This window comes from Micromonospora sp. CA-111912 (assembly GCF_050948415.1).
Taxonomy (GTDB): domain Bacteria; phylum Actinomycetota; class Actinomycetes; order Mycobacteriales; family Micromonosporaceae; genus Micromonospora.
Genome location: NZ_CP192007.1, coordinates 2905806 through 2930224, shown reverse-complemented (window position 1 = coordinate 2930224; position 24419 = coordinate 2905806). Strand labels below are relative to the sequence as shown.

Below are 24419 nucleotides of genomic sequence, written 5' to 3'. Positions count from 1 at the left end.
GGGTCTACGTGGTTCGCCGTTCGTCTGGACCCGCAACGGCCCGCGCGGCGGGTTGGCAGGGGAATCCGACGTCGACGCAATGCTCCTCGTCGGCGGCGGTGGCCCAGTTCGGAAGGTAGATCTCCCGGGCTGACGCACTCAGCACCTGGTCGTTCTCGCGAAGCCACGTACCGATCGCGTCGTAGGCCTGCAGGATCGCCGGGTACGTCGCCTGCGCTTTCGTCAGCGACACGTACGCCTGCCGGTGTGCTCGCTCGATCCGGACCCCGACCGGCCCTTCGGGCTCGACCGGGTCGCTCGTCGGGACACACACCTCGACGGGCCCGTCGGAGTCCTCGCTGACCAGCCCGTGGTAGGCGACGAACACCGGGCCGGACAGCACGCCGCGGGCAGCGGTGAGGTGGTCGAACAGCAACTGCGTGACCTCGGGCAGGAAGTCGGGAAGCCGATCGGCGGTCACGTGTCGCTGGATGAAGATCACCTTTTGAGCAGGTACGTCGCGATGATGCACCTTGTAGGCCATGGGGGTTCCTTGATCGTTGAGGAGTTCCAACAGGTGGCTCACCAGCGGCCGGCGGGCGGAGTGGCTGGTCTCGGCGTCACGCCAGTACGCCTCCACCCTGCTGACCGATTGTGGGCCGGAGACGCTGAGCACGTCGGCGATGTCCGCCAGAGGCATGCCGATCGCGCGGAGCAGAGTGATCCGGCGAGCGCGGTCGAGCTCGTCGAGACCGTAGTACCGGTAACCGGTGTGAGGGTCGACGTGCGCCGGGGTCAGGAGCTTCCGTCCGCCGTAGAGGCGCAACGCCTTCGGACTCAGTCGCGACTGAATCAGGAACTCACCGCTCGTCAACCACCGTGGCATATCGGGAGTCTGTCCCCTGCCCCTGGGGCGAGGTCAACCATGACGGCTGGCCACCCACGCGAAACGGCGACCCCTTGGTCCGACCACGCCCACGCCGCCGAGCGCTACTGACGGTTACTGCCGGCCGTGGTAGCTGCCCGGTGGGCCCGTGACATGATTGCGCCCATGGGGAAGCAGCAGGACGTCGGCGGGCCCGACGGTCACAGCGGGTCAGATACCACCGCCCACCGTGCGACCGGTGACAGCGTCGACGCGCGGCTCGCCCTCGCGCAGGACCCCGCAACATCACAGATGGCCCTCTTCGAGTTGGCGTCCGACCCGTCGGTCGTGGTCCGTAAGGCGGTCGCGGCCCGGGCCGACGCACCCGCGCAGGCACTGCGACCGCTGACCCGGGACTACGATCGTCAGGTTCGGGAGGCCGTCGCGAGAAACCCTTCGGCCTCGGTCGGCAATCTCCTGCGTCTCGTCAAGGACGACGACCGGTGGGTCCGTTGGGCGGTCGCCGGCAACCCGGCTTGCGACGAGTCGATTCGCCAGGTGATGTCGGAGGCATCCGACAAGGAGCTTCGTGGTCTCCTCGCGGAGCTGCGGGAGTTGGAGCCTGAGCTGGCCGCCAAGCTGATCGACGACGTCTCACCCGAGGTACGGGAACGACTCGCCACCCACACCCACGACCCCGACGTGATCACCGCCCTGATGGCCGACCGCACCGCACGGGTGCGCAAGGGGGTCGCCCGCAATCCGCGGACCACCGCCGAGCAGCGCAGCGCGCTTGCCCAGGACTCCGTGGTCGATGTCCGTGCCGCGCTGGTCCGCTCGGTTGAACTGGCCGAGGCGGATCTGGAACGCCTGGTTGACGACCGTTCGGTGCAGGTCCGGCTGGCGATGGCGACATCCGAGTTCGTCCCGCCGCACATCCGGCAGGCCCTCGGTCGCGATCCCGATGCGATGGTGGCCGACGCGGCCCGGGATTTCCGCCCGGCGTCCGGCAGTTCCCCGGTGGTGCGGGCTCCCCGCATCGGTCACCGGCGCTCCGGGACCGGTCCAGGTCGACCGGGCGACGCCACCCGCTAAGACCGCCGGCGGGCGTGGAATACCCGCTCACCGGCGCTGGCCGGGCGGCGCTGAAGACCTCCGCGCCGCCCTCAGATCTGCCGCACGGCCAGCAGGCTGAGGGCGGCCACGAGCACGAAGCCCGCCCCGACGGTGATCGTCCGAATCCGGACCCGGAGGTCGGCGTCCCACCTGTCGCCGGTGCCAGCGGCACGACGGGCCAGCGGGGTCAACGCGCGCCCGACACCGAATCCGACCCCGGCGAGCAGCGCGACGTGCAGGCGCTGACCGCCGAGGAGAAGGGCGGCGGCCAACACGTACGGAGCACTCGCCGAGACGTAGGTGCGGACCCCGGTGCCGAGTTCGAAGCCGAACTGCAGCGCCCCGCGCCGCAGGCTGCGCTGAAGCACGTCCTGCGGTACCTGCCGGGCGTTCTGCGGTAGCCGGATCGGTACCAGGCCCAACTCGCGGAGCAGCCCCAGCACCGCCACCGCCACGACGCCGGCGTACCGCCACGGGCCGGGCAGGGGAGCCGACAGCCCCGAGAGCAACCCCAACACCAGCCCGCTGAGCGAGCCACCGACGATCAACCCGGTGACGAACAGGGCGAGGACGACGCTCTGCCGATCTCGATCTCGCCACCCGGGCGAGGACAGCGCGTGCGCGCTGTTGTGCGTTCAAACCGAGCCGGAGAGCGTGTAACCGGCGAGCCCTCCGACCATCGCCCAGGTGAGCACGTTCCCGTACGCGGCGGCGGCGAGCGTACCGACGGCGAGCAGCAGGAAGGGTGCGAGAGGATCACCGCCCCAGCGGCGTACCGCCCGCACGGGGTCTGGCGACGTTCGGGTCATACAGCGGCACCGGTCAGGGTCCGCCAGGAATTGACCCCGATCACACCGTCGACCGTCAGCCCGTTCTGCCGCTGGAAGTCGCGCGTCGCGCCGTCGGTCCCCGGGCCGAAGTCCCCGTCGACCACCAGCACGTAACCGCGCCTGTTGAGCTGGCGCTGCGCGGCGCGGACGGCGTCGCCGGTGACCCCGGAGCGGACCGTGATCACGAGCGCCGGCCAGGTGGTCGCGTTGACGACGCCGGTGGCTCCGAGGCCGGCCGCTGTCTGGAAGCTCTTCACCTTCGCCTCGGTGTCGCTACCGAAGATCCCGTCGATCTCGGTCGCGTGGCCCCGAGCGGTCAGCAGGTGCTGCACGGTGTAGACATTCACCCCGGTGTTGGTCCGCTGGGTGGTGGGCCAACTGACCGTGCCCAGGCATCCGCACTTGGTGTTCCAGCGGCAGATCGATTTCACCCAGCCCGAGCTGGTCTTCTTGTATCCGTCGTGGCATCGGCGTTCGACCGAGCAGGCACAGGCGCCGCACGCCCCCTGGTAGAGCCACAACCAGCCGTCGTACGTCCCGCTGTAGCACTGGTTCGGTCGCAGGATCCAGGTGACGCCGTCGTTCTTGTGGAATCCGATGTTCGTTCCACTGGTGTTGCAGGAGTCGGCGAAGATCGTGCTCGGGCCGCACCCCGGCGAGCAGTTGTGATTGCTGGCGTACGTCGGGCACCCGGCATAGATCGTGTAACCGTCGGCGTAGGCGCGACGGGCTGCCGGAAACACGCTGAGCGCGGCCATACCCACCGCGGTGCCCGCCCGGAGCAGGGTACGTCGAGACAGCTCCCAGCCCGCACGCTTGCGGCCGCCCGGTTCAACCGGCACCCGCCGGACGGCGGACCCGGTCCCCGGGTCGGTTCCGCGCAGCCAGGGCACGGTAGCGAGATCAGTCATGCCCGAGCTCCCTGATTCGTGGCGACCGCCGGCCCGGAGCCGCCGGATGGGCTGTCGATCTCGTCGAGCAGGCGGCGCAGTGCCGCGCGGGAGCCGAGCGGCTCGGCGCGGAGCACCCGCCCGGCCCGGTCGACAACGGTGGCGAACGGGGTGGCGAGGACGTCGTACCGCTCGAACAGCTCCGCCTGCCCGCCGAGCACGGTGATCGGCAGTCCCGCCGCCTGCGCCGAGGGGGCGTCCCGGTAGAGGACCCGGAACTCCAGGCCAGGGCGGTCGACGTGGCCGTTGGCCTCGGCCAGCACCTCGGTGCAGGTCCCGCAGTCGGGCTCCAGGAAGAGCAGCACCAGCGGAACCTCCGGTGCCACCGGCGCCAACCGGGCGAATCCGGGGGCCGCTGCTCCCGGCCGCAGGCCGACCGACTCACGACGACGCTGGACTGTCCCGCTCGACAGCGCGTGCACCTGGCGTACCAGGCCCGAGACCGTGAGTGCCAGCAGGAGGATCGCGATCCAGCTCAGGATCAGTGCGCTGGTCTGAAAGCTCATCCGGGCAGGCCCCCCTTTGTCATGCCGATGGACCGGGCGTACGTGGGCCGCTCGGCCGGTGCCGTGGCCGGCTCGTACATCGCGGCGGGCAGATGCCACAGCAGCGCGGTGAACGTGGCGGAGGCCAGCAGCACGACGGCGAGTGAGGCGTCGATTCGATTCGCCGGAACGATCGAGCCGGACAGGAACAGTGCGACCAGTGCCAGCCCGGCGAGGATCGACGCTCGGGCCACCACCCAACCGGTCATCGGCAGTTCCACCCGGGAGCACCCGCACGATCCGGTGCGCCCGGTCGACATCAGGTACAGGCCGTAGCCGGCGTACAGGCCGAGTAGCGCGGCACCGCCGACGAGGACCGCGATGAGCAGTCCTGCACCGCTGTCGAGGAGCAGCGCCACGATCCCGGCGCCGGCGAGCAGACCTTCGCTCGCGATGGTGAGAGCGGCGACCGCGACCGGAGCCGGTAGCACCCGGTGCGCGGCCAACGCCTCGGCGAGCGCCGCCGGTCGCGACAGGTGCTCGGCGGTGCTGACGAGCAGGGTGAACAGGACCGTGTACGCGGCCACGCTGCTCAGCAGTCCGGACATCCCGGCCTACCTGGCCCGCTGGACGTGGAGCTGGTTCACCAGGGCGGGCACCTGCTCCACGGCCGTGTCGGCGAACGGCACCAGGCTGAGCCAGACGTCCGCCGCGGCCAGTACGAAGTAGGGCTGCCCGTCGGGGAGCACGTCCCTGAACAGCTCGCCCGCCTGCGTCTGCAGGCCCCGCCAGGAGGGCAGTTGCCCGGTACGCTGCTTGGTGAGCGGTGCGATCTCCAGCAGACCGAGCCCGGGAACCTCTTTGAGCACGGTGGCGGGTTCGGCGAACTCGGTGCCGGTCTTCGGGGTCGGGCGCAGGGTCAGGCCGTCGTCGTGCTCCTCGATGCGCAGGGTCCGCAACGCCCCGAGCAGATCGATGGTCGTCGCACCGTACATCTCGGTGAAGAAGCAGTGTCCCCGCCCCCGCCAGACCGCCACGAGCCGATCCTCGGTCAGCTGGATCTGCGGGTCGTAGGATCGGATGCGCGCGGTCAGCAGCGTTCCGCCCTGGTAGGTGAGTTCCTCGTCGAACTTCTCGACGCCGAGCGTCCGGGCCACGTCGTCCGCGAGCCCGATCGACCCGGCCGTGAACTCGTGCAGTCGGCCGCCGATCGTCACATCGGCCACGGACGTGAACGGTGCGCTGAGATCGAGTGAACCATCGAGCAGGAACCGACCTTGGTCGACTGCCCGATGTGTCACCGGCGCCCCTCTGGCTGCCATGCGACCGCCCTTCGTCCGGTTCCGGAACTTATCACCGGCACGATATACGGCTATGTAAATATTTGACAAGGTGGATCGGCGTTGCCGGCCGACAGTAATTCCGACGCCGGGAACCGCGTGCCCGGCCCGTCCCCAGCCGGGTCGGACCGGGCACGCGGTCAACGTGCCGTCGTCACCAGGCCCAGACGGTCGGTTCGCCGATCTGGCCGGAGCCGGCGCTGAGGCTCGGCGTGGCTTCGGTCCGCAGGATCCGGCCGTCCCTGTCGAGGATCCTGATTTTGCTGACCTGGCGGGGATCGGCGCGGATGGCGCCCGCACCGGCTTCCAGTCGGCCGCTGGCGATCGTCCGCCCCGCGCCGTCGAGCAACTCGGCGCGGACCGCCGACTTCGGCCCGACGACCAGCACGCCAGGCGTCGCGCCTCGCACCTGGACGGCTATCAGGTCAGGCTGCCCCGTGGCGACGGTCACGTAGTCAACCGGTGACGCGGCCCCTGGTTGCCGCGACGAATCGGCATTGGCCACGAGCAGGGCGGCGCAGCCGCCGGCAGTGGAACAGGATCTCACCAGCACGGCCGCCGTCGAGCCGGACACCCAGCCGGGCAACCGTCCCTTCCAGACCACCTGGGGCACCGGCCCGGTGAGCCCGTGGCTCTCGAGCATGCCCTGCAGTTCGCGCACAGCGGTGGCGGCGAAAGTGGCGTCCACCGAGCCGGGTGCACCGGTGGTGGAACCCGACAGCGTCTTCCCCACCGAGCTGACCGCGCCCAGCCCACCGCCCCCCGGCCCGGCGTACCGCACGACGCCGTCGCAGGTGAACCGCCACCGATCGGCCACCTGGCCCGTCCCCCGGACCACGAAACCGTCGTCGCTGACCGCCTGCCAGCTCCGGGTGATCGTTCCGTCCGGCTGGATCCGGCCATCGGCGGAGGTCTCGGCGCGACAGCCGGCCGGTGCCAGTCCGACCGCGAGGGTGGCGACGTAGTGGTCGGCGACCGGAGCCTGCCGGCCGAGGAAGACGTACGGTTCCAGGGGTTGCGGTTCGTCCGGGGTGCCGGTCTTCTTCAGCAATTCCGGGACGGATGCTCCGGCAGCACCGAGCCCGTGTCGGAGCGACGCGTGCGAGTCGTTCAGGAAGGCCACCACCACCGCCCGGGCACCCGGTGCGTCGTGTGCGAGCAGTACCTTCACCTCGTCCAGCGCCGGGTCGACCAGCAGTTGGTCGCGGGCCGCGCGGTATTGCCGCTTGATGTCCGCGATCAGCGCCTCGTCGCCGGCGAGGTTGCCCCGGGTCGGCGAGTCCAACAACCGCCGTACCATCGGCTTGTCGATCCGGCTCGCCGGCTGGTACGTCCCGATCGCGGGTGGGGGTGACGCCGCCGCGTCGTTGGCCCCCGGCAGGCCGGCCGCACCGAAGACCGGCAGCGCCGCCGCCACCGCCGCCAGACCGACCACGCCAGCCACCGCCATACGTCGCTGTCGGCGCCGCCGGACGCGGACCAGCAACCGGTGATACGGGTCGGGGCGCGGCAGCACCGGCTCGGCGAGCCGGGTCAACGCTTCCTTGATCTCATCGGCCATCGTTTGCACCTCTCCAGCTAGTCACGGCGGGCGGCACGACCATCGGTGACCGGTCGCCCGGCAGTGGCACGGGCTTGTCCGGCAGCGGCCCCGGCTCGTCCGGCAGCGGTGATCGTGCCGACGAGGTCAGCAGCGCCGCGCGTAGCCGGCCGATCCCGCGCGACGCGAGACTCTTCACCGTGCCGACCGAGCAACCCAGCGTCTGGGCGGTCTGCGCCTCGGTGAGGTCCTCCCAGTAACGCAGCACCAGGACGGCCCGAGTCCGGGCCGGCAGACTGCGCAAGGCGTCGCGGACCTCTTCGCGTACCACGACGTCGTCCGCCACGTCCCGGCTCCGGCCCCGGTCGGCGTGCAGCCGCCAGGCACCGGTCACGCCGGCCAGGAACTCCCGGGAACCGAACCGGTGCCAGAGGCTGACCCGCTCGTTCACCATGATCCGGCGGACGTATGCCATCGGTTCGTCCACCTGCCGCCACCGGCGCATCGCCTGCATCAGCGCGTTCTGCACCAGGTCTTCGGCCGCGTGCCGTGAACCCGTGAGCAGGTACGCGGTTCGCAGCAGATCCGCATACCGGATCTCGACGAACTCGCGGAAGCCATCATCCGTCACGTGCACCCTCCAGCCCCACGTGGGCATCTTTGCTGAGAAGATGACCCTGAGAAGGCGGAAAAGGTTGACCGCCGACGGGACGGTTCTGGTCGACATGACCACCCGCCGGATACGGGGAGGTGCGGCGGATGGCTGATGACGGGCCGACACCGGTCCACCTGACGAAGGTGCTGGACGGTCTCGCCGAGAACCCGGCGCTGCCGGCCGGGCTGATTCGCCGGCTGGTGCGCTACCGACGCGGCTTCGGCCACGTCGCCACACGCGCGGACCTGACCGCTGAGACGATTGAGGAGATCCTCGCCTCGGATCATCACCGGCTGCTGCACTCGCTCGCACTCAACCGCCAACTGCCGCACGCCGTCCGGATGCGGCTGGCCGCCCACACCGATCCCGACATCCGGGCTGCCCTGGCCGTGGCCGCCCGTAACGCGCCCCACGAATTGTACGAGCGACTCATCGACGATCCGGAACCGCAGGTGCGCGACTACCTCGCCCGACGTGACGACGTACCGGCCGGTCTGCTCGCCCGGCTCGCCCGCGACCCTGACCCGAGGGTGCGGGCCACACTCGCACGGTGGTGGACGCAGGCCCCCGAGGCGGTCCGGCGGGTCCTGCTCACCGACCCCGTCGACGAGGTCCGTGCGACTGCCTGCTCGACCTACTACGCGCGGCTGCCGCATCCGGTGCCGCCGCCCGACCTCGTGACGGGACTACTCGCCGATCCGGTGTCCCGCGCCGGGGCCGTACGCCACGCAGTCCTGACCCCGGAACTGGCCGCACGGCTGGCTGACGACCCCGACTACCAGGTTCGCCGCCAGGTCGCCGAACACCCGCAGCTGCCCCCACCGGTGCGGGACCTGCTCGCCGAGGATCCCAGCGCGAACGTGCGCGTCGGTGTCTTCAGCCGCCCGGACACACCCGAGCCGGTACGCCACCGCATCTACACGCAGATCCAGCAGGACGACGGTCCGCCAACCGACCTGCTCGACGACGAACTCGACGACCATGCGCTGCTACAGCAGGTCGAAGACCACATGGCCGTCGCCGAGCTACGGCACCTGCGGGTGGACTGGGTCACCGACAACCCGTTGCCGTACGTATCCTCGCCGTACATCTGCTTTCGCCGCTCCGCAGCACGAAGCCAGACGCTGCCGACCGACGCGGTCATCCAGTTGCTCAACGACGACGACAGTGGCGTACGTACGACCATGGCCACGCACGCCCCGCACCTGGTCGACCCAGCTACGGCCGAGCGTATCGACCGTGAGTTCGGGCCGGACAAGAAGACGCGCTGGCGTCCGGCCGACGTGCTCACGTTCCCGCCGCAGGCCCTACGGCGGTTCGCCACCGATCCGGACCCGCGGATGCGATGCCTGGCACCCCGGAACGCAGACCTGCCCGTCGAGTTGACCGAACGTCTGGCCACCGACCCCGACAGCGCAGTTCGCCACGCAGTCGCCGGACACCCGAACCTTCCGATCCACATGCGCCGTGCCTTGCTCGCGGACCCGAGCGAGTCGGTGGCACACGCGGCAGCCCTCGCGGCGGCCCTGCCCGTGGCCGAGATGGAACGGCTACTCACCCTCGCCGGCGTCTGACCCCGCGAACCACCAGCACGAGGGAACTCGAACAGCCAGGGTCAGAGCCCTGATTTCCGTGTTTACCCTCGGGGGTGATCGAGGCTGCGGCTCGAGTGGGGCGGCTGGCCAGGTCAGGGTAGTGACGTCGGCAGTGCGAAGGACGGGAAGTGTTCCGCGCCGAGGAACGAGGTGATCTCCGCGATCTGCTCGTCACGCAAGGTCAGCACTGTGATCGACCAGGCAAGGTGTGGACCTGACTGGTCTTCGCCGAGGTAGAACGCGACGGCGGGCTGACCGTTCGCGGTCGTCGGACGATACCGCCAACTCGGGCAGCGGGTCAGTGGGACCTGAACGGCGAAGTCGGCGACGGCCTCGATCCCGCGGTACCAGTGCGTCATCGGGGGCATCGACCACGTGACATCCTCGGTGAGCAGCGCAACGAGGGCGTCGGCGTCACCGCGTTCGAAGGCGGTGGAGAACTCGGCGACGATCTGCCGCACGCGGGTGTCGTCGATCTTTCGTAGGGTCTGCTGCTGGGACCGGGACGGTACCTTCGCCGCGATGACCCGGCGGGCACGGGCGAGGGCGGAGTTCACCGATGTGGTCGAGGTGTTCATCGTGTCGGCGATCTCGGCCGCGGAGAAGCCGAGAACCTCGAAGAGCAGCAGCACCGCTCGCTGGTTCCCGGGCAGGTGTTGCAACGCGGCGGCGAAGGCCAGTTCGACGGCTTCACGCTGCTCGTACCGTGCGCCTGGACCGGCTGGACCGTCGCCGAGGCCGGCGTCAGGATAGGGGCCCAGCCAGGCGAGCTCCGTCAGTGGCCGGCCCTGGAGCACCGCACGGTCACTGGAGGGGCCGAGATCGACGGGCATCGCCCGCCTACCACGGGACTCCACGACATTCAGGCAGACCCGGGTGGCCACGGTGTAGAGCCACGAGCGCAGCGAGCCGCGCCCCTCGAAGCCCCCGAGTCCTCGCCAAGCCCGCAGCAGGGTGTCCTGCACAGCGTCGTCGGCATCGTGGGTTGAGCCGAGCATGCGGTAGCAGTGGGCGTGCAACTCCCGGCGCAGCGGCTGGACCAGGCGGGTGAAGGCGCCGTCGTCACCCTGGCGCGCCCGGCCAAGATCAGCGTCCGTGGCGCTCACCGCAGCCGGATCTCCAGCCAACCCGAGAGAATTCTTGCCCATGAGCGACGATTCTGCCCCGCGGCGGCGGTCTCCACTCCGACAGACCCTCAGCACCGCAGCCGGCTACCGCTGGACGGCCGCCGATCCGCCCGGCTGAGCGCCGACGCCTCGAGCACCGCAGGAGACCTCGACATGACCGAAAGACAGGCAAGTGTCCGTATCGATCGTGGAAGCGACACCTGGTCTCGGATCCACGCAGAACGCGCGGCACTGGCAGCCGACCTCGCGGGCCTGACCGATCAGCAGTTCGAGACGCCGTCGTTGTGCACCGATCTGACGGTACGCGAGGTGCTCGCGCACCTCACCGCAGCGGCCAGCCTGAACCCCTGGCGATGGCTGGCGGGCGTGATCCGCTGCGGATTCGACTTCGACAAGCAGGTGACGATGCGGCTGAACGAGCGGTTGGGCGCGACCGCCGCCGAGACACTGGAACGCTTCCGGGGCATCGTGATGAGCAGGACCAAACCGCCACTGCCGACCATGGCGATGCTCGGCGAGACGATCGTGCACGGGGAGGACATCCGCCGCCCACTGGACATCCGCCGGGCCTACCCGATCGAGACCATCACGCAGGTCGCCCGGTACTACCGGGGCTCCGACCAGGTCGTCCTGGCCAAAGGCCGGGTCCGCGGCCTGCGCCTCGTCGCGAACGACGGCCCCTTCACCACCGGCTCCGGGCCACTCGTGGCCGGCACCACCCTGGCACTGACCATGGCGATGACCGGGCGTACGAGGTACTGCGACGAGCTCAAGGGCGGCGGTGTCGCGGTCCTCCGCGACCGCTGCGCCCCGGCCTGATCCACAACGGCTGCGGCAGTCCCGAAGCAGCTCCACGCGTTCCGCCGCGCCGCTACCGGTTTCCCGCCGGCCACGCCTCCCGCCCGCCAACGTCGTGGCTGCCTCTCACAAGACGGGGACGTGGGTGGTCGGGCCCGCCAGCCGGGCGAACGGGCCGCCGGCGGCCAGCAGGACGGCGGGCGGCCCCCACTCCACCAGCCGGCCGCCGTCGAGCACCAGCACCAGGTCGGCGTCGGCGACCGTGGAGAGCCGGTGCGCGATGACCAACCGGGTCATGGGTAGCTCCCGCAGCCCGGCCTCGACCGTCGCCTCGGTCACGGTGTCCAACGCGCTCGTCGCCTCGTCCAGGATCAGGAGCGCCGGATCGGCCAGCAGTGCCCGGGCGAGGGCGACCCGCTGGCGTTGCCCGCCGGACAGGCCGGCCCCGCCGTCGCCGATCCGGGTCTGCAGTCCCATCGGCATGGCCGCCACGTCGTGGTGCAGCGCGGCCAGGCGGATCGCCCGCGCGATCGCGGCGTCGGAGGCGTCGGGACGGGACAGGGTCAGCGCCTCGCGCAGGGTGCCCGCCCCGACGTAGGTCTCCTGCAACACCACCCCGATCTGCTGGCGCACCGAGGACAGGTCCAGCGTGGCCAGGTCGAGGCCGTCGAAGTGGATCTGTCCCTCGGTCGGCGCGTACAGCCCGGTCAGCAGCCCGACCAGGGTGCTCTTGCCGCTGCCGGAGCCGCCGACCACCGCCACCTTCGTACCCGGCCGGAACACGGCGGTTACTCCGCGCAGTGCCCAGGGGGAACGCCGGTCGTACCGGAAGCCCAAGCCCGCCAGGCTGACCAGCCCGGTCAGCGCGGGCGCGGGCCGTCCCGGCGTGGGCTGTTCGACCGGCGCCTGCGCGATGTCGGCCAGCCGGTCCACCGTGGGCGGCAGCAACGTGAACGACGGCAGTCGCTGCGCCAGGGTCACCGCCGGGGTGATCGCGGAGACCGCGAGCGCCGCCAGGCCAACCGCCTGCCCCGGCGAGTCGGCCCGCCGGGCCGCCACCAGGAGCACGAGTACCGGGCTGGCAACCGACCAGGCGGCGAGGACGGCGTCCGAGACCGCCGAGAGCCGGGCCAGCCGGTGCGACGCGGAAATCCCCCGCTGGAACGACTCCTGCCACCGTCGCAGCACCCGCCCCTGCGCCCCGGCGACCCGGATCGCCGCCATGCCCTGCAACGCGTCGGCCAGCCGGGCCGACTCCTCGCCCGAGGCCAGCAGCGCCTCCCGTTGCAGGGCGCCGGATCGGCCGCCGACCCACAGCGCCGTGACGACCTGCACGGTGATGACACCGGCGGCCACCAGGCCCAGCACCGGCGCCAGCACGGACACCACGGTCAGGTAGCCGACGGCCAGCAGCGCGTCGAGCGCCGTGGCCACCAGCGACGACGCCAGCAGGTCCCGCACGGAGCCCACCGCGCGGACCCGGTCGATCAGGTCGCCGGCCGACCGCCGGTGGAAGTACCGGTAGACCACCTCGAACAGCCGACTCACCGTGTCGGTGCCGAGCCGGATGCCGATCCGCCGTTGCAGGGCAGTCACGGCCAGCCCGCGCACCAGCGACAGCGTTCCGGTCACCAACGCCAGTACGGCTGCGGCGACGAGCCACGACGCCTGCGGGGGCGCGGCGTCGTCGACGATGGCGGCCGTCGCCCACGGCACGGCCAGTCCCGCCACGGTGATCAGCAGGGACGCCACCGCCAGCACCGCGAGCAGCCCCGCGTGCCGGCGCAGCACCGGTACGAGCAGCCCCCACGCCGGTGCGGGAGTCGGCGCGGCCGGCGGCGCCGGGCCGGCAGGCTCGGCCAGCAGCACCACCCCGGTCGTGCCGGCCGAGAACTGCGCGGGAGACAGCCGCCGACGGCCGACGGCCGGATCGACGATCTCGATGCCACGCCGCCCGATCCGTTGCACCACCACGTAGTGGTCGCCGTTCCAGTGCGCCACCAGGGGCAGCGCCAACTCCCGCAGGCGGGTCGCGTCCTCCCGCAGCGCCGGCAACGCGATCGCCCGGCAACGCAGCCCGAACTCCTGCGCCGCGTCCCTCAGGTCGCGCAGGCTCAGCCCGTCGCGGCCGACATCGAGCCGGGCCCGCAGCTGCGACACGGGCACCGCCCGACCCGACGCCGCCAGCAGCATGGCGAGCGCGCTGGGGCCGCAGTCGGTAGCGGTGACCTGGAGGACCACCGGCACCCGCCGCCGGCGGATCACCTGGTCGGTGCCGTCCGGTCACGGGGCAGCCAGAACCACTCGATGTCGGTGGTGGCCCGCCGCCCGGCCAGCCACTCGTCGAACACGGCCTGCTCGACCAGTGCTCGGGTGGCGGTGTCCAGCTCGGCCGGTTCCCGTGCCACCACCACGGCCGTCACCGGCGTCCCGGCGACCGCCGTCGACACCGGCCCGGTGGCGTCGCGTACCTCGGGTGCCGCTGCGGCGGCGACCGTCCGCAGCACCCCGGCCGCCCGGCCGTCGCGGACGGCGGCGGCCACCGCCGCGAGTGCCGCTTCGCGGCTGGTGGGCAGCATGCCCTCGGCGGTCCAGGCGACGACAAGGGTGTCGAACGAGGACCGGTGCCGCGCGAACCAGGCCGTCACCCGGTCGCCCACCACGCGCGCGCGCAGCCGACCGACCGCCACCGTATCGGCGACCAGGTCGGCGAAGTCCTCGGCGGACAGGCCCCGCTCCGCGAGCCACCGCGCGGTCGACGCCGGGTCGAGCAGACCCTTCGCCCGGCGGTACGCGTCCGCCGCCGCCTGGAGTTCCTCGTCGGGTATCTCGACGGGGTGGAGTTCCAGTTCGGCGGCGATCAGGCAGGTGTCGACCAGGCGGGTGAGCACGTCGTGGTCGTACCAGAGGAAGTCGAGTGCGGTCAGGGCCTCCCCCACCCGAAGCGTCCTGGTGCCGACCCGGGCGAGATGGTGGTCGGAGTGCCGGATCGCCCCGCGCAGCGGCCACGGCAGTGCCGGCGCCGGGCTGTACGCGACGGAGACAGTGCCGGCGGGCTCGCGGAGCAACACGTCGAAGGAGACCGACCCGTCGCTGGGCTCCTCGTCACGCACGACCGCGAGATCGGCCTGTGGCCAGCGCTCCCGCAGGGGCGCGAGCCGGTCCCGGGCGTCGCGCGAGCTGGCGCGCCCGGTGGTCAGCTCACGCACCAGCGCGAGGGCCTCGTCGAGCAGGGCGGGTTCCAGGGTGGTCATGTGGCAGCTCCGGGGGTGGGCACGGCCTCGGTGAGCAGGTCGACCACGGCGGCCGTGATGGGCAGCCCGGTCTCCTCCTCGACCCACAGGTACTGGCCGCTGGGGTTGATCTCGATGTACACGTACCGGTCGTCGGGGGTGACGATCAGGTCGAGGGCGCCGTAGCGCAGACCGAGCAGGCGGGTCAGCGCCACGCAGCGCGCCGCGACGTCGCCGGGCAGCTCGTACGTGCTCATCGGCGTGTTCCGGTCGTCCTGCCGACGCCAGTCGTAGCGGGCGTGGTTGGACCGCTGCGAGTCGATGGCCGCGGTGAACACCCGGTCGCCGACGACGGTGACCCGCAGCTCGACCTTCTTGGGCACCCGGGCCTGCGCGATGAACGGGCAGTGCCGCACCCCGTCGACGTGCCCGATGTCGCGGTGGCTGACCGGCTCGGTGTAACGCATCAGCTCGTCGCCGATGCTGGAGTGGCCGACCTGCTTGGCGATCAACTGGCCGCCGGTGTGGCCGAACAGGTCGAGCACGGCGTCCGGGTCGTTGCCGACCACTGTCGCGGGCAGGTCGAAGCCGAGGCGCAGGGCGAGCTGGAGCTGGCGGACCTTCTGTTGCGCCCGCAGTACCACCGGTCGGGCCGCGGGCAGGGTCGGCACGTCGAGGGTCTCCCAGACGTCGCCGACGAACTGCCGGCTCTCCTCGACCACGAACCTGGCATACGGTTCGCCGAGGTGGGCGGGCGCGATCGGCACGCCGGGGCGGCGGAACCAGACGGCGGTGACCGCGTCGAGATCGATGACCTGGCGGCCGGCCGCGTCCCGGTGGCTCCCGCCCGAGCCGGTGCCGCAGGCGCCGGCGCGCCAACCGAGGGTGCGGGTCAGCCGCCCGTCTCGGATGGCGATCGACAGCGACGCGCGGGACGGCACGTCGGCCGGGTCGAAACGGATCCAGGCGGCGCCGCGCCGGCGCAGCTCGGCCTCGGCCGCGTCGGCGTGCACGTCGTCGGGGGCGGTAAGGATGAGGATCATGTGCACTCCGGGCGGGTCGCCGTCGACGGCCCGGACACCGGTGCGGCCGGACCGTCGACGGCAGTTGATCAGAAGTCGGTGTCGGTGTCCGGCCGTCCCCCGCCGGGGATGTCGTTGATGGTCTTCGACGAGCCGGCCCCGTTGGCCGGCGGCAGGCCGCCGAGCATCCGGGCGAGCTGTTCGTCGGCCAGCTCCACCCCGTCGGCGGGGATGGTGTCGATCCGCACGGTCTTGCGCCTCATGGTCCTACCTCTATCCACATCGGTACGCCGACCGGTCATCGCCGGCCGGGTAGGAAGCAGTGTGGGCCGGCGGGTGGCGGCGGGCACCAGGGTGATCCCTGGGCTTGGACCCCGGTTCTACGCTTTCACGGTGTCTACCGAAATCGTGGCCGAACGCATCCTGTCGGCAGCTGACGGCGCCGGCCCGGACCGGGCCGCGCGCCTGGTGTTCCAGGCGTTCGTCGCGCTGTCCCGCACCGCCGACAGTCACCAGATGTTCCCGCTCGTGGCCCGCGTGCAGAAGGCACGTGACGCAAGCCGTTCGGCGCGGACGGAACTGATCTACTGCACGCTGGTGGGGATCGTGGCCACCCGGGCCCGCCTCGCCGACGGCCCGGAGTACCTCGACACCGCCGTACGGATCTTCGATGAGAACGCCTTCGGAGACGATCCGGTTCTGGTCGAGTGCGCGCTGACGGCCGTGATGACACTGATGCGCCCGCATGAGGCGCGGCGCTTCGCCCCGCTGGTCGACGCCCTCGACCTCGCCCCGGTGGACCGGGCGCGAATGCTCGCGATGATCGGCGTCGGTGACGCGTGGGCCGGCAACCTGGTTCGGGGGCAGGCCGAGCTTCGGGAGGCGGCACGGCTCGCCATGCTCTCCGGCAGCCTCGACGTGCAGGCCGAGGCAACATCGTGGCTGGCCAAGTGCGATGCGCTCCGTGGCGACCTGGACCTGGCCGCGGCCCACCTCGACCAGGCCCGGGAGTTGGCTGCGCGGGTCGGGTCGGCCTGGGTCGCCCGGCACCTCCCCGAGTGCACGGCCGCGCTGGCGTTCGCCCGTGGCGACCTGGATGCCTGGGCGGGACTGCTCGAACTCGTGGTCGCCACCGACACCGGCGTGACCGCCGGCCTGCACTACGAGCACCGCTGGGAACTGGCCACCCACCACGCCCTGGCCGGCCGGCCGGGGGTGGCCGCCGGCCTGCTCGCCGCCGTCGACGACCCACCCCCGTCGTGGCCGGGCGGTCCGGCGCTGCCGGCGTGGCGGGCCTGGATCCTCGCCCCGGACTCGCCGGTGACCACGGACGCGCTGGCGGCCTCGCTCGGCGAGCTGACCCGGCCCGCCGAGCAGCTACTGACGGCCCGCATCGCCTGGCTGCTCGGCGCCCACCACGGGCGGTCCGGCCGGCGCGGCGAGGCAGCCCGGCTGCTGGAACAGGCGTGTGCGGGGTACGCCCGGACCGGTGCCGCCGGCATGCTGGCGCTGGTTCTGAACGACCTGCGGCTGCTCGGCGGTCCGCCGACCACCACGCCCTCGGCCGTAGGCCCGGTCCGCGCCGAGGGGCCGCCGGCTCTCGACGCGGTGCCGAGGCTCGCGAATTGGACCGGCCAGCCGTCGCTGACTGGCGCCGAGGCACGGGTCGCCACCGCGATCGCCGACGGGCTCAGCAACCGGGAGGCGGCCCAGCGCCTGTTCCTCTCGGTCAAGACGATCGAGTTCCACCTCGGCAACATCTTCCGCAAACTCGGCGTCCGCAACCGCACCGAACTCGCCACCCGGCGGACCCGAACGGGCTGACCGGGGCACCCGGACGCCTCCGGAAGGTAGCGCGGTCACGCGGGGTGCGGGACACTGTGGACGTCGGCAGCCCACCCGTCGTGCGTCAGCTGGACACGACCCGGGCTCGCCGGCGCGATCGTCGTGGTCGCGGTCGTCCAGTCCGTCCGATTCCGTTGCGGCCCCTGCGCCAGCGGTTCGGTGCGGTCGGGCTCGCGCCGTTGTCGCCTCCAACTGGGCACTCGGCACAGCGGGGCGCACCTCGGGTTCAGCGGGCCGGCTGCACCGGCCGGCGTGACGGCGACCACGCCGGTGGCCGCGATTCGTGCCCACGTTGCCGCCGCAGCCGTTCCCCACCGAGAGGACCGCCACCTGATGCGCAAATCCTCAGCCTGTTTCGCCACGATGCTCATCCTCGCCGCACTGATGGTCGCCGACCTGAGCCGCGCCACCCCTGCGGCCGCGGCGACCAAGCCGGTGATCAACGGCGCCGTGTTCAACGACCCGGTCGGCGCGCCGGGGCAGCAGAGCGCGATCTTCACGCAGATCATCGCGCTGGTCAACGCGACGCCCTCGGGCGAGGAGATCCGGGCTTCCGTGTTCGAATTCAGCGACGCGGCCGTGGCCGACGCACTCAACGCGGCCGCTCGCCGCGGCGTGCGGGTAAAGGTGATCCTCGACGACTCGTCGTATCTCGACGCCAACGGCAGCCCCAAGAACAGCCCCGCCTGGAACACGCTGAGCAATCCGGTTACCGGGCTCGGCACGGATGACAGGAAGCCGTCGTGGGTGGTGGTCTGCGACGACCAGTTCGAGGACAACGACGGCGTCGACGACGTCAGCCGCGGCTGCATCGCCACCGCGCCGCCTGGCCCGGCCTACAACCACAACAAGTTCTTCCTGTTCTCCAAGGTCGGCCCGTTCGACGACGGCACCACGTACCAGAAGGTGGTGCTCCAGACCTCGTCGAACCTCACCGACTGGTACAAGGTGGAGTCGTACAACGACGCGGTGACCTTCACCGACGCGACGGTCTACGACGCGTACGCGAGACACCACGAGGACCAGCGGCGGCTGCGGTACTCCAGCACCGGCGACAACGGCTACTACCGCAGCACCCCGACCGGCACCACATACCGCGCCTACTTCTTCCCGCGTGCCGACTCCTCGTACAACGAGCCCACCAGCGACACCATCGTCAACGCGCTGGACGAGGTCGCGTGCGGCTACACCGGCGCCGACGGAAAGAAGCACCAGACGGACATCCGCATCGTGGTGCTGCACTTCCTCAAGTCACGCAAGCAGGTCGCGACCAAGCTCGCCGCGTTGCGCGCCGAGGGGTGCTGGATCGACGTCATCTACGCGGAGAGCGACCCGACCGTCGAGGGCATGCTGGACGGCGCCGGCATCCAGCGGCTGCACTGCATGGTCAACGTGGCGCCGGGCATCGACATCCGCCCGCACAACAAGTTCATGCTGATCGACGGCGACTACAACGGCGACCTCACCCCGCGCGTGTACACCGGCAGCCCGAACCTGGACGGCTCGTCGCTGCGCTCGTCGGACCAGGCGCTGCTGCGCATCACCAGCGCCTCGTACCACGCCAGCTACCTGAGCTTCTTCTACAAAGTGCGCAGCCTCTGCCGCACCGGGGCGGGTGAGGCTGTCTCGGCGAGGTCCTGAGCGGCCGGTGCCGTCGAGTACGCGTGGCCGCGATCCCGGCCGCGCCCATCTCGCGGCCCACGCCGCTGGCCCTGAAGCGCCGGCAGACCCGGTCGGTCAGCGCCGGCGTCACGGCTGGTTCCGCCGGGTGTGCTCGGCGGTGACGAAGTCGGCGGCCAGTTCACCGACGAGGATCGCCGGGGCGTTGGTGTTGGCGGTGGTCACCGCCGGCATGATCGACGCGTCGGCGACGCGTAGTCCCCGTACTCCGTGCACCCGCAGCCGGGCATCGACCACCGCTTGGTCGTCGGCACCCATCTTGCAGGTGCCGACCTGGTGGTGGAAGGTTCCGGCGGTGGCGCGTACGTAGGCGCGCAGGTCGTCGCGGCTGCGGACCTGCGGACCCGGGTAGACCTCCCGAGCACCCCACTCGTCGGCCAGGGCCGAACCGGCACCCATCTCCCGGGCCAGGATCACCGCGTCGACGAGCACGTCGGCGTCCTGCGCGCAGGCCAGCGTCGCGGGGTCGATGTCGAGCCCGGCGTGCGGGTCGCCGGCGACGAGACGGATGCGTCCCCGGCTCACCGGGCGGACCAGGCCGGCCTGGAGGGTGAACCCGTCGGACGGGCCCGACATCCCGGGCTGGTACATCGGGACCGGGAAGTGCAGCGTCTGCGCGTCGGGGACCGGCAGGCCGGACCGGCTGCGCCAGAACAGGTGGCTCTGCATCGGCGACAGGTCGGGCGAGCGGCCGACCGGGCGGTTGGTGCTGAAGATGACCGGGGTGAGCAGGTGGTCGTGCAGGTTGCGGCCCACGCCGGGCAGGTGCGCCCGGACGTCGATGCCGTGCCGGCGCAGCTCGGTGGCGTCGCCGATGCCGGAGAGCATCAGCAGGCGGGGGGACTCGATGCTGCCGGCGGACAGGATCACCTCGACGTCGGCGCGGGTGGTGTGGACGGCTCCGTCGCGTTCCCACTCCACGCCGGTGCAGCGGTCAGCGGTGAACAGCAGCCGACGGGCGTGCGCGCGGGTGACGACGGTGAGCCCCGGGTGGCCCAGGACGGGGCGCAGGTATCCGACGGCTGCGCTCTGCCGCCGGCCGTCGCGGATGGTCAACTGGGTGAGCGACACCCCGTCCAGTTCGCCGGAGTTGTAGTCGGGGTTGATCCCGACCCCGATCTCCTGCGCCGCCTTGACGCAGGACTCGAAGATCGGATCCGGGCGGTACTGGGACATCACGTGGACCGGTCCGCCGGTGCCGCGCAGCGGGGCCACCACGTCGAGGTCCTCCATGCGCCGGTGCACGGGCAGGACGTCGGCCCACGACCAGCCGTCGTTACCGAGGTACGCCCAGTGGTCGTAGTCGGCGGCAGCGCCACGGGCCCAGATCATGCCGTTGAGCGCGCTGGAACCGCCGAGCACCCGTCCGCGTGGCCAGTGCAGCCGCCGGTGCCCGGCATGCGGTTGCGCCGTGGTGTGGTAGGCCCAGTCCTCCTTGGCGAACCAGAGGTGGGCCAGACGTCCGGGCGTACCGATGTCGGGGTTGGTGTCCTCGCCGCCGGCCTCCAGGACGACCACGCGCAGTCCGCGTTCGACCAGCCGGCGGGCCAGGGCGCAGCCGGCGGAGCCGGCGCCGACGACGACCACGTCGGCGCCGGCAGGTGTCGCTGCCACGTGTGTTGCCCCCTTTCGGCCCGGCGCGGGGGACCCACGCGGGCGACGTGCGGTGTCCCCCGGGGCGGTGTCGGCGCGGGGGCGTGCGGTGTCAGGTGGCGGCCAGCACCAGGACGGCGTTCTGGCCACCGAAGCCGAACGAGTTGCTCAGGGCCACCTCGATGCGCTGTCTTCGGGACGCCTTGGTGACCACGTCCAGGTCGATGGCGCTGTCCTGTTCGTCGAGGTTGGCGGTCGGTGGGACGAGGCCGTGCTGCAACGCCAGCACGGTCAGGGCCGCCTCGATCCCACCGGCGGCCCCGAGGGCGTGGCCGAGGCAGCCCTTGCTCGCGGTCACCACCGGCAGCGGGCCGAACAGGCGGCTGAGCACCCGCGCCTCGGCCAGGTCACCGGCGGGCGTGCCGGTGGCGTGCGCGTTGACGTGGTCCACGTCGGCCGGGACGAGACCCGCTCCACCCAGCGCGGTTTGCACGGCCCGCTGGACACCACGGCCCTCCGGGTCGGGGGTGGTGGGGTGGTACGCGTCGGCGCTGGCCCCGAAGCCGAGCAGTCGCGCCCGCACCCGGGCACCGCGGGCGGCGGCGTCCTCGGCGCGTTCCAGGACCAGCAGGCCGCACCCCTCACCGAGGACGAAACCGTCCCGGCCGGCGTCGAACGGCCGGGACGCGGTCGGGTCGGCGCGCCGCGACAGTGCCCCCATCTGCGCGAACCCGGCGACGGCGAGCGGGGTGACGCCGGCCTCGGTGCCACCGGCCACCACCACGTCGCAGGCCCGGCTGCGCAGCAGGTCGTGGGCCAGTCCGATGGCGGTGCTGCCGGAGGCGCAGGCCGTGGCGGTGACCAGGTTGGGCCCGCCGGCGCGCAGGTCCATGCCGACCTGGCCGGCGGCCATGTTGGACAGCATCATCGGCAGCAACAACGCGGAGACCGCCTGCGCCCCCTCGGCGGCCAGGACGGCGTGCTGGGCGGCCGTGGTGGACACCCCCCACATGCCGCAGCCGATCACCACGCCGACCCGGGCGCCGTCCCAGGTCGCGGGGTCGAGGCCGGCGTCGGCCACCGCCTCCCGGGCCGCTACCAGCGCGAACTGCACGAGACGGTCGTACTGCCAGTGGCGGCGGCCGACGGCGGCACGCGGGTCGAAGTCGGGTACCCGGCAGGAAAGGTCGACGGGTATGCCGGCCAGGTCGGGGTCGTGGGCTGCCGTGGAGACCCCGGCGCAGACCGTCTGCCAGGTCCGTGCCACGCCGACCCCGCCCGGGGTGACCAGCCCCAGGCCGGTGATGGCGGTCTCCGTCCCGGTCACGCCGCGCGGGCCAACGAGGCTTCGATGACGCCGGCGAGCGCCGCGATGGTGGTGCGTGGTGTGGCGTCCTCGTCAGCGATCTTCAGGTCGAACTCCTTCTGCAGCACCAGGGCCAGCTCCACCATGAACAGCGAGTCCAGCTCCAGTTCCTCGAAGGTCACGGCCGGACCGATCTCGTCCGGTTCCACCTCGAAGCGGGTGGTGAGGATCTGCACGACCCGCTGGTAGACGTCGGTCATCTCACACGCTCCTCGTGGTTTGTCGGTCACCGGTTGGCCGGGGCTGTTCCGGCGGCGGGTCCTGTCGGGTCGCCAGGCCGTTCGGCTGGTCGTAGCCGTGGCCAGACGAGTACGGTCGATCCCCAGGTCAGCCCCCCACCGAAGGCGGTGATCAGGACCCGGTCGCCGGCGGCGACCACACCGGTGGCACCGGCGTCGGCGAGGGCCAGCGGGATGGAGGCGGCACCGGTGTTGCCGACCCGGTCGATGTTGGCCACCACCCGGTCCCGGGTCAGGTCGAGTTCGTCGGCGAGGGCGTTGAGGATGCGAATGTTGGCCTGGTGGCTGACGACCCGGTCGACGTCGGCGAGCTGCCAGCCGACGCGCCGCACGACCGTACGGGACGAGGCGGCCATCCGCACGACGGCGTTGCGGAACACCTCGCGTCCGTCCATCGTGAAGTAGAAGTCGGCCGGGTCGGGCGTTCGACCGGACAACCGCTGCCGGGCCCCGCCGGCGGCCACCTGGATCAGGTCGCTCCCGCCCCCGTCGCTGCCGAGGTCGAAGGAGCCGAGCGCGCCGGGCTCGTCGCGTCGGCCGGCGCGCAGGACGACCGCCCCCGCCCCGTCGGCCAGGACCACAGCGGTGGTGCGGTCGGCCGGGTTGGTCACGCTGGAGAGCGCGTCGGCACCGATCACCAGGACCCGGTCGGCGAGTTCGGTGGCGATCAGGCCTGCTGCGGTGGCCAGCGAGTAGACGAACCCGGTGCAGACGGCACCCAGGTCGTAGGCGGCCACCCCGGTCAGGCCCAGCCGGGAGGCCACCTCGGGTGCGATGGCCGGGCAGGACCGGTCCGGCGTCATGGTGGCCACCACGACGGCGTCGACGCCCGGCGTCCCGGCGGAGACCAGGGCGCGCCGGGCGGCCTCGACCGCGAGGTCCGAGGTGGACATGCCGGGATCGACGAAATGGCGCTGCGCAATGCCGGTGCGGGACCGGATCCACTCGTCCGAGGTGTCCAGTCCGGCGGAAAGGTCCGCGTTGGTGACCACGCGCGGCGGCACCCAGCCACCCACCCCGGCGAGCACTGCCGACCGGGCCGTCACGGTACCCGCCGAATGGGTAGGTTCATATTGAATCCCTTGCATCTCTTTGAGCCCGAACCAGCAACCAGTTAACACCGCGACACCCGCCCCGCGCCCCCTAGGTTCCGCCCGTTGGGGTTTCCCCCAATACTCGGACGCGCGGCAGCGAAATTAGGCTGATCTCGCTCACATCCCCTGGTGGAACGTCCAGAAAGCGACGAGAGGAAATCGACGTGCCATTCACGCCGGGGAATTCGCGCACCATACCCGCTCCACTTCTTGACCACGTTGTGGTACTGCTCGACGGGCCCGCCTTCCGCGATACATATGCCTGCGCCATGCTGCGTGAACAATTTGCCCGGGTGAAGCCGAAAAAAGTCACCAGCTCGATCGCCGGGCAGTACTCGGCGCTCGGGCTGGCCGGCGAGAACACCCTGCTGGAGTTGTTCGACGGCGCGCTGCCCGGCCCGCGTCGGCTCACCGGTGGGCTGGTGTTCTCCTTCGAACACCCCGGCTCCGTGCAACGCGCCCGGGAGCTGCTCGACACCGGCCCCGGCATCGGCGGCCACTACGAGCTGGTCCAGCGCACCAGCCCCGACACCGGCGAGTTCCGCCCCTGGTACCACATGCTGCGTACCGACCTCGGCGAGGACAGCCCACTGTTGATGTTCCTCAACGAGGTCACCCCCGAGTACTACGACTCGGTGTCCGCCCGCCGGGGACCCGACGGCGAGTTGCTGCGCAGCGGCTACCTCGACGCGGCGTTCGGGACCGGCGGGCGGCGGTGGCTGCGCGACATCACCGCCGTCACCCTCCGGGTACGCCCGCAACGGGCGGCCCGGATGGCCGCCGCGCTCACCGCGCTGGGCTACCGGGCCACCACCACCCCACCTGAGCACACCGGCGACCCCGCCGCCGGTACCGGGCCGACGTACCGGATCACCGGTCCGGGTGTCGACATCGGACTCGTCGGCTCGGCCACCGCGCCCGAGGGTGTCCTCGACATCACCACGGCCCTGCACGAGGCACCGCAGCAGCACCAGGATTTCGTCTTCGGCGGCACCTCCCGACTGGTCCTGCGGCAGAACGGCACCGCCCACTGGACGTTCACCCCACCGGCCTGATGAGGATAGGTG

The 24419-nt window shown here is 71.7% G+C and carries 24 protein-coding genes; 6 read left to right on the top strand and 18 right to left on the bottom strand.

Annotation, left to right across the window (positions count from 1 at the left end; genetic code table 11):
• Positions 1 to 4: 4 nt before the first annotated feature.
• A complete protein-coding gene (locus ACQPZO_RS12300) occupies positions 5 to 865 on the bottom strand; it encodes a MerR family transcriptional regulator (protein ID WP_433349824.1) in 861 nt (286 codons plus the stop codon).
• Positions 866 to 1030: 165 nt separating this feature from the next.
• Here ACQPZO_RS12300 and ACQPZO_RS12295 point away from each other — a divergent pair, with 165 nt between their 5' ends.
• The gene (locus tag ACQPZO_RS12295) at positions 1031 to 1939 is read left to right on the top strand and encodes a hypothetical protein (protein WP_433349822.1); all 909 of its coding nucleotides are present in this window, start codon (positions 1031 to 1033) and stop codon (positions 1937 to 1939) included.
• A 71-nt stretch (positions 1940 to 2010) separates the two neighbouring features.
• Here ACQPZO_RS12295 and ACQPZO_RS12290 read toward each other — a convergent pair whose 3' ends face one another.
• The 8 genes from ACQPZO_RS12290 to ACQPZO_RS12255 all read right to left on the bottom strand — a co-directional run bounded on the left by ACQPZO_RS12290 (position 2011) and on the right by ACQPZO_RS12255 (position 7736).
• Positions 2011 to 2508 (bottom strand): hypothetical protein, encoded by a 498-nt coding sequence (locus ACQPZO_RS12290; RefSeq protein WP_433349821.1) that lies wholly within the window; start codon positions 2506 to 2508, stop codon positions 2011 to 2013.
• A gap of 87 nt (positions 2509 to 2595) precedes the next feature.
• Entirely contained in the window at positions 2596 to 2769 is a 174-nt protein-coding gene (locus ACQPZO_RS12285; protein WP_433349819.1) for a hypothetical protein, read from the bottom strand.
• On the bottom strand, positions 2766 to 3701 hold the full coding sequence (locus ACQPZO_RS12280) for a peptidoglycan-binding domain-containing protein (protein WP_433349816.1): 936 nt from the start codon (positions 3699 to 3701) through the stop codon (positions 2766 to 2768). Before ACQPZO_RS12280 ends, ACQPZO_RS12285 begins: the two co-directional genes overlap by 4 nt.
• Positions 3698 to 4246 carry a hypothetical protein gene (locus tag ACQPZO_RS12275; protein WP_433349814.1) on the bottom strand — a complete coding sequence of 183 codons (549 nt, stop codon included), beginning with the start codon at positions 4244 to 4246 and terminating at the stop codon, positions 3698 to 3700. Before ACQPZO_RS12275 ends, ACQPZO_RS12280 begins: the two co-directional genes overlap by 4 nt.
• The gene (locus ACQPZO_RS12270; RefSeq protein ID WP_433349813.1) at positions 4243 to 4833 is read right to left on the bottom strand and encodes a MauE/DoxX family redox-associated membrane protein; all 591 of its coding nucleotides are present in this window, start codon (positions 4831 to 4833) and stop codon (positions 4243 to 4245) included. The genes ACQPZO_RS12275 and ACQPZO_RS12270 overlap by 4 nt, the downstream gene beginning before the upstream one ends.
• Before the next feature lie 6 nt (positions 4834 to 4839).
• Positions 4840 to 5451: a hypothetical protein gene (locus tag ACQPZO_RS12265; RefSeq protein ID WP_433349811.1), complete on the bottom strand. Its 612-nt coding sequence runs from the start codon at positions 5449 to 5451 to the stop codon at positions 4840 to 4842.
• Between the two features lie 268 nt (positions 5452 to 5719).
• Positions 5720 to 7126 (bottom strand): hypothetical protein, encoded by a 1407-nt coding sequence (locus ACQPZO_RS12260; RefSeq protein WP_433349810.1) that lies wholly within the window; start codon positions 7124 to 7126, stop codon positions 5720 to 5722.
• A complete protein-coding gene (locus tag ACQPZO_RS12255) occupies positions 7116 to 7736 on the bottom strand; it encodes a SigE family RNA polymerase sigma factor (RefSeq protein WP_433349808.1) in 621 nt (206 codons plus the stop codon). Before ACQPZO_RS12255 ends, ACQPZO_RS12260 begins: the two co-directional genes overlap by 11 nt.
• A gap of 128 nt (positions 7737 to 7864) precedes the next feature.
• Here ACQPZO_RS12255 and ACQPZO_RS12250 point away from each other — a divergent pair, with 128 nt between their 5' ends.
• Positions 7865 to 9334 carry a hypothetical protein gene (locus tag ACQPZO_RS12250; protein ID WP_433349806.1) on the top strand — a complete coding sequence of 490 codons (1470 nt, stop codon included), beginning with the start codon at positions 7865 to 7867 and terminating at the stop codon, positions 9332 to 9334.
• Between the two features lie 113 nt (positions 9335 to 9447).
• On the opposite strand, the gene ACQPZO_RS12245 is transcribed toward ACQPZO_RS12250, so the two are convergent.
• Positions 9448 to 10461 carry a sigma-70 family RNA polymerase sigma factor gene (locus ACQPZO_RS12245; protein WP_433349805.1) on the bottom strand — a complete coding sequence of 338 codons (1014 nt, stop codon included), beginning with the start codon at positions 10459 to 10461 and terminating at the stop codon, positions 9448 to 9450.
• Between the two features lie 174 nt (positions 10462 to 10635).
• Here ACQPZO_RS12245 and ACQPZO_RS12240 point away from each other — a divergent pair, with 174 nt between their 5' ends.
• A complete protein-coding gene (locus tag ACQPZO_RS12240) occupies positions 10636 to 11301 on the top strand; it encodes a maleylpyruvate isomerase family mycothiol-dependent enzyme (protein ID WP_433349802.1) in 666 nt (221 codons plus the stop codon).
• A gap of 105 nt (positions 11302 to 11406) precedes the next feature.
• On the opposite strand, the gene ACQPZO_RS12235 is transcribed toward ACQPZO_RS12240, so the two are convergent.
• From ACQPZO_RS12235 to ACQPZO_RS12220, 4 genes are all read right to left on the bottom strand, one after another.
• The gene (locus tag ACQPZO_RS12235; RefSeq protein WP_433349800.1) at positions 11407 to 13545 is read right to left on the bottom strand and encodes a peptidase domain-containing ABC transporter; all 2139 of its coding nucleotides are present in this window, start codon (positions 13543 to 13545) and stop codon (positions 11407 to 11409) included.
• Entirely contained in the window at positions 13542 to 14534 is a 993-nt protein-coding gene (locus ACQPZO_RS12230; RefSeq protein WP_433349798.1) for a TIGR04500 family putative peptide maturation system protein, read from the bottom strand. The genes ACQPZO_RS12235 and ACQPZO_RS12230 overlap by 4 nt, the downstream gene beginning before the upstream one ends.
• Complete coding sequence (locus ACQPZO_RS12225) at positions 14531 to 15556, bottom strand: ATP-grasp domain-containing protein (protein ID WP_433349796.1); 1026 nt, start codon at positions 15554 to 15556, stop codon at positions 14531 to 14533. The genes ACQPZO_RS12230 and ACQPZO_RS12225 overlap by 4 nt, the downstream gene beginning before the upstream one ends.
• Positions 15557 to 15624: 68 nt before the next feature.
• Entirely contained in the window at positions 15625 to 15798 is a 174-nt protein-coding gene (locus ACQPZO_RS12220; protein ID WP_433349794.1) for a hypothetical protein, read from the bottom strand.
• Between the two features lie 130 nt (positions 15799 to 15928).
• On the opposite strand from ACQPZO_RS12220, the gene ACQPZO_RS12215 reads away from it, so the two are divergent.
• Both ACQPZO_RS12215 and ACQPZO_RS12210 read left to right on the top strand, forming a co-directional pair.
• Entirely contained in the window at positions 15929 to 17359 is a 1431-nt protein-coding gene (locus ACQPZO_RS12215; protein WP_433349792.1) for a helix-turn-helix transcriptional regulator, read from the top strand.
• A gap of 354 nt (positions 17360 to 17713) precedes the next feature.
• The gene (locus tag ACQPZO_RS12210) at positions 17714 to 19021 is read left to right on the top strand and encodes a phospholipase D-like domain-containing protein (RefSeq protein ID WP_433349790.1); all 1308 of its coding nucleotides are present in this window, start codon (positions 17714 to 17716) and stop codon (positions 19019 to 19021) included.
• Between the two features lie 108 nt (positions 19022 to 19129).
• On the opposite strand, the gene ACQPZO_RS12205 is transcribed toward ACQPZO_RS12210, so the two are convergent.
• From ACQPZO_RS12205 to ACQPZO_RS12190, 4 genes are all read right to left on the bottom strand, one after another.
• Positions 19130 to 20674 (bottom strand): GMC family oxidoreductase, encoded by a 1545-nt coding sequence (locus ACQPZO_RS12205; RefSeq protein ID WP_433349788.1) that lies wholly within the window; start codon positions 20672 to 20674, stop codon positions 19130 to 19132.
• Between the two features lie 91 nt (positions 20675 to 20765).
• Complete coding sequence (locus ACQPZO_RS12200; RefSeq protein WP_433349786.1) at positions 20766 to 21980, bottom strand: beta-ketoacyl-[acyl-carrier-protein] synthase family protein; 1215 nt, start codon at positions 21978 to 21980, stop codon at positions 20766 to 20768.
• Positions 21977 to 22219, bottom strand: coding sequence for an acyl carrier protein (locus ACQPZO_RS12195; RefSeq protein WP_433349784.1), 243 nt, complete (start codon positions 22217 to 22219; stop codon positions 21977 to 21979). Before ACQPZO_RS12195 ends, ACQPZO_RS12200 begins: the two co-directional genes overlap by 4 nt.
• A 26-nt stretch (positions 22220 to 22245) precedes the next feature.
• Entirely contained in the window at positions 22246 to 23346 is a 1101-nt protein-coding gene (locus tag ACQPZO_RS12190; protein WP_433350956.1) for a beta-ketoacyl-ACP synthase III, read from the bottom strand.
• Between the two features lie 275 nt (positions 23347 to 23621).
• Between ACQPZO_RS12190 and ACQPZO_RS12185 the strand changes: the two genes are divergently transcribed.
• On the top strand, positions 23622 to 24407 hold the full coding sequence (locus ACQPZO_RS12185) for a DUF5829 family protein (protein WP_433349782.1): 786 nt from the start codon (positions 23622 to 23624) through the stop codon (positions 24405 to 24407).
• Positions 24408 to 24419 lie beyond the last annotated feature (12 nt).